This is a genomic window from uncultured Clostridium sp., from assembly GCF_934754915.1.
Lineage (GTDB): Bacteria > Bacillota > Clostridia > Clostridiales > Clostridiaceae > Clostridium.
Genome location: NZ_CAKVKB010000221.1, coordinates 1 through 3,938 on the forward strand (window position 1 = coordinate 1; position 3,938 = coordinate 3,938).

6 protein-coding genes are annotated in these 3,938 nt (G+C 28.5%); 3 read left to right on the top strand and 3 right to left on the bottom strand.

Annotated features, from left to right (window positions below; translation table 11 throughout):
• The 3 genes from Q0F58_RS17755 to Q0F58_RS17765 form a co-directional block, all read right to left on the bottom strand.
• Positions 1 to 711: ADP-ribosylglycohydrolase family protein (locus tag Q0F58_RS17755; RefSeq protein WP_294379190.1), on the bottom strand; the 711-nt coding region annotated here is incomplete at its 3' end.
• A gap of 38 nt (positions 712 to 749) precedes the next feature.
• Positions 750 to 1,286: a cysteine hydrolase family protein gene (locus Q0F58_RS17760; protein ID WP_294379191.1), complete on the bottom strand. Its 537-nt coding sequence runs from the start codon at positions 1,284 to 1,286 to the stop codon at positions 750 to 752.
• Between the two features lie 17 nt (positions 1,287 to 1,303).
• Positions 1,304 to 2,197: an NUDIX domain-containing protein gene (locus tag Q0F58_RS17765; protein ID WP_294379195.1), complete on the bottom strand. Its 894-nt coding sequence runs from the start codon at positions 2,195 to 2,197 to the stop codon at positions 1,304 to 1,306.
• A gap of 329 nt (positions 2,198 to 2,526) precedes the next feature.
• Here Q0F58_RS17765 and Q0F58_RS17770 point away from each other — a divergent pair, with 329 nt between their 5' ends.
• From Q0F58_RS17770 to Q0F58_RS17780, 3 genes are read left to right on the top strand one after another with little or no spacing between them, the layout of a single operon-like run.
• Entirely contained in the window at positions 2,527 to 2,715 is a 189-nt protein-coding gene (locus Q0F58_RS17770) for a spore coat associated protein CotJA (protein ID WP_294379192.1), read from the top strand.
• On the top strand, positions 2,708 to 2,968 hold the full coding sequence (locus Q0F58_RS17775) for a spore coat protein CotJB (protein ID WP_294379193.1): 261 nt from the start codon (positions 2,708 to 2,710) through the stop codon (positions 2,966 to 2,968). Before Q0F58_RS17770 ends, Q0F58_RS17775 begins: the two co-directional genes overlap by 8 nt.
• Before the next feature lie 3 nt (positions 2,969 to 2,971).
• Entirely contained in the window at positions 2,972 to 3,535 is a 564-nt protein-coding gene (locus Q0F58_RS17780) for a manganese catalase family protein (protein WP_294379194.1), read from the top strand.
• Positions 3,536 to 3,938: the final 403 nt, after the last annotated feature.

Below are 3,938 nucleotides of genomic sequence, written 5' to 3' on the forward strand. Positions count from 1 at the left end.
ATCTACAACATATCCGGTTCCCTTTCCACTCATCTCTTCATCTGGCTTTATAACTGATTCAAATTCAGTTTCATATATTTTCATATCCTTGTAAAGGTTTCTCATCTTTATAACTGCATTTCTATAAGCTTTATTAAAATCTCTGCCTTTAAGGATTTCTCTTCCTGTAACACAATAAAAAGCACAACATACTTGATTGCATATATGTCCATGAGTTACTAAAGATTGTTTATGTGCATCTAATACTAATTCATAATCACTTCCTTTATGCCATAAAACAAGTGGCAGCACTCTCATTAAAGATCCATTTCCTTTTCCTTCTGGATTTACAAAACCACTTTTTAAAGGTGATATTCCTTTTTTGCATAAAATAAGTGCATTTTCTGTTTGCATTCCCACATCAAAAACATAATTGTCTACAGCCCATTTTCCATGATCATACCATTGAATTAACTCATTTGAAAAATCATTCATATCAAGTCTGTTATTTTTTATAAGGCTTTCAAATAAACACAAAGCCTGAGCACCATCATCAGACCAGGTTCCTGACTTAACATCCTCATATGTCTTTTTAAAACCTGATGGTGGTTCAAATTCAATTAAATTCTTAGATGGAATATACTCTTTTTCATAAAACTCATATGGAACACCTAGTGCATCTCCAATTAGTAAGCCAAATAACCCGCCCTTAACTTTATCATATTCATACACTAATCTTCACACTCTCTAATAAGTTTTTCTTTATTTTATTAAATAACTTTGACTTGTAATGATTTCATAACATCCATAGCCTTTTCATGGAGTTCGTCATCAAAACTTGCACAAAGATTTGAATCTACAACAATTTGTGCATTTATATATTGAGATTGAAAAGTAACAACATTGCTTATAACACACATATTACTTACAACTCCTGTAAATTCTATTTCATCAATATCCATTCCAATTTCTTTACTTAGCTTTATCATATCCTTTGGTGCAATTCCAAAAGATTCTTTATTATAATGAAATGTATTATCACTTTCTTTAAATTCCTTCAGTTTTCCATAAAGTTCATGTCCCTCTGTGCCTATATAACAGTGTGGTACTGGAAGATTCTTTCCTTCCCTTGTTTCAAGATAATTAGTGTAATGAGTATCATAAGTAAAAATAACTTTATTTCCCTCATTTAAATATTTCTTGATTTTATTATATATTCCATCCTCTAATGTTTCTGCTTTTTTAAATCCTAATGCTCCATCTACAAAATCCTTTTGATAATCTATAACAACTAATAATTTTTTCATAATTTATTCCTCCACATTTAAAATTTATGTTCAAAATTTTCATTAAATTTAAATACTTTTGCTGGTCTGAAAGGTTTTCCTTCTATTTTTTCATCTGTTTCAATTATCATATCGTCCATTTTCCTTCTAAAATTTAATATTTCTCTTCCCATAATTGCTTCATACACAAATTGAAGTTCTTTAACAGTAAAAAGCCTTGGCAGAAGATTTAATGCAATTGGTGTATATTCTATTTTATTTCTTATTCTTTCAACTGCAAAATCTATAATCTTTCCATGATCAAAAGCAAGTTCATCCTTAGAATCTTCTGAAACCACATAGTCAGTTTCGGTCCTTCTTGTTATTGTCTTTTCAGTCTTTTCGCATATATCATAGGATATGCTCACTTTTTCATCTTCTGAAACCATGTTTAATTTGTATTTATTTATAATGTATCTATCATCAACAGATGAATTTATTAGTTCTTTCTTTATCCAAAACCATTTTGTCTCCATATTTTCGTCCGCTTTTTTATAATTTATATTTTCTTTTGCAATAAGAGCCACATTAGCAACACTTATTACTCTTGTTCTTGGATCTCTGCTTACTTCTCCAAATGTATAGAGCTGTTCAATATATACATTATCAATTCCTGTTTCCTCTCGTAACCTTCTTATTGCCCCTTCTTCAAGACTTTCATCCATTCTTACAAAACCTCCTGGTATTGCCCATTTGTCTTTAAAAGGATAATCATTTCTCTTTACAAGAAGAATTTGAAGGCCCTTTCTTGGAACTTTACGCGAATTTTCTTCAACCATATCATCTGTTGTAAATATTAAAACATCATTTGTAACGCTAGGTCTTTCAAATTCACTTGGATTATAATTTTTTAAAAACTCTTCTTCTTTTTTATCTATATATGTTTTCAAAATGTTTCACCTCTATGTTTAATTTGCAAAATCTCTATGCTATGTTAATTTATCTTCTTGTAGATAATATCTTGTTGATTTTATGTATATAATACTATAAAATCATATATTTGTAAATGTATTCTTAAAAAGAGAATGGTATTTTTCAAAAACGATATATACATGTTTTCTAGTTCTTATTGTGAATGAACTAATCAAACAAGTTCATATTATATATATTCTCCAATTAAATGTAATATAATATTTTTATTTATCACAAAATTTGTCACATTTATTTATTTTTCTCATAAATTATTTAGTAAGTAAACAGTTTTTGAAAGGATGAAACTTTTATGTACAGACATGAGAATAACGAATGTAAATGCAAAAAATATGCAAGAGCATATATATTACCTCAAAAATACGAAAATCTATTTTCATGCAAAGAAGGATTTTGCAGAGGGACAATATTTAAAGATTTATATAATCCTTATGATGAAAAAAAAGAAATAAATGCTAGAGGTGATATAAAATATGAATAAAAATGATATGTTAAATAGTATACGAATATACCAATTCTGTGCTACAGAACTTAATCTTTATCTTGATAATTTCCCAGAAGATAAAAATGCATCTGAAGATTATTGTAGAGTTTCAGCTAAGCTTGACAATTTAATTGCTGAATATGAAAAAAATTATGGACCTTTATGTAATTTTGGTCATAGTTTTTATGAAAATCCAAAAGCTTGGGTAAAAGGATGCTGGCCATGGGAAAGAGAAAAAAAGGAGGATTAATCTATGTGGGTTTATGTTAAAACATTACAACGTCCAATAAATTTAAAATGTAAAGATCTTAAAATGGCAAAATATCTTATAACACAATATGGTGGTCCAGATGGAGAATTAAGTGCATCTTTAAGATATTTAAATCAAAGATATACTATGCCTACTGAAAAAACAAAAGGATTATTAACAGATATTGGAACAGAAGAATTGGCACATGTCGAAATGATTGCAACCATGGTATATCAGTTAATGGAAAATGCAAGTATCGAAGAAATTGAAAAGGCAGGATTAGGTGGTCATTATGCAGATCATGCTAAAGCATTATTTTATACTGATGCTACAAGTAATCCATGGACTGCTACTTATATTCAAGCCAAAGGAGACCCAGTAGCAGATTTACACGAAAACATGGCAGCAGAACAAAAAGCACGAGCAACTTACGAAAATTTAATACAATTAACTGATGATCAGGATATAAAAGATATATTAAAATTCTTAAGAGAAAGAGAAGTTGTCCATTTTCAAAGATTTGGAGAAGCTCTAATGAATGTTCAAGATCATATCTGTTCTAAATAAGTGCATTTAATAGAATTATATAAATATACTTAATGCATATATCATCAATATTACTATTGATTGTTTATTTTTTCACCCAAAACAAGTAAACACAGTTGTTTTTTAGGTTTCCTAACTATAAAATTACTGTACCATATAATAACAACACAAAAGCTATCAGACAGTATATTACTGACTGATAGCTTTCATTATTTTATTTCAAACTCTAAATTTGCTGTACTTGTTGCTTCATCTTGTTCATAACTTCCATTTTTTTATATTATTATAAGTTATTAGTTTCACCCTATGTATAAGTTAATCTAATCTTATCACATAATGAACTACTATCTCCTCCATATCGTGCTATAAAATCTGACTTTCTGCATGATACTTTTATACACTCAGAGACCTTCTTTAAAACTTC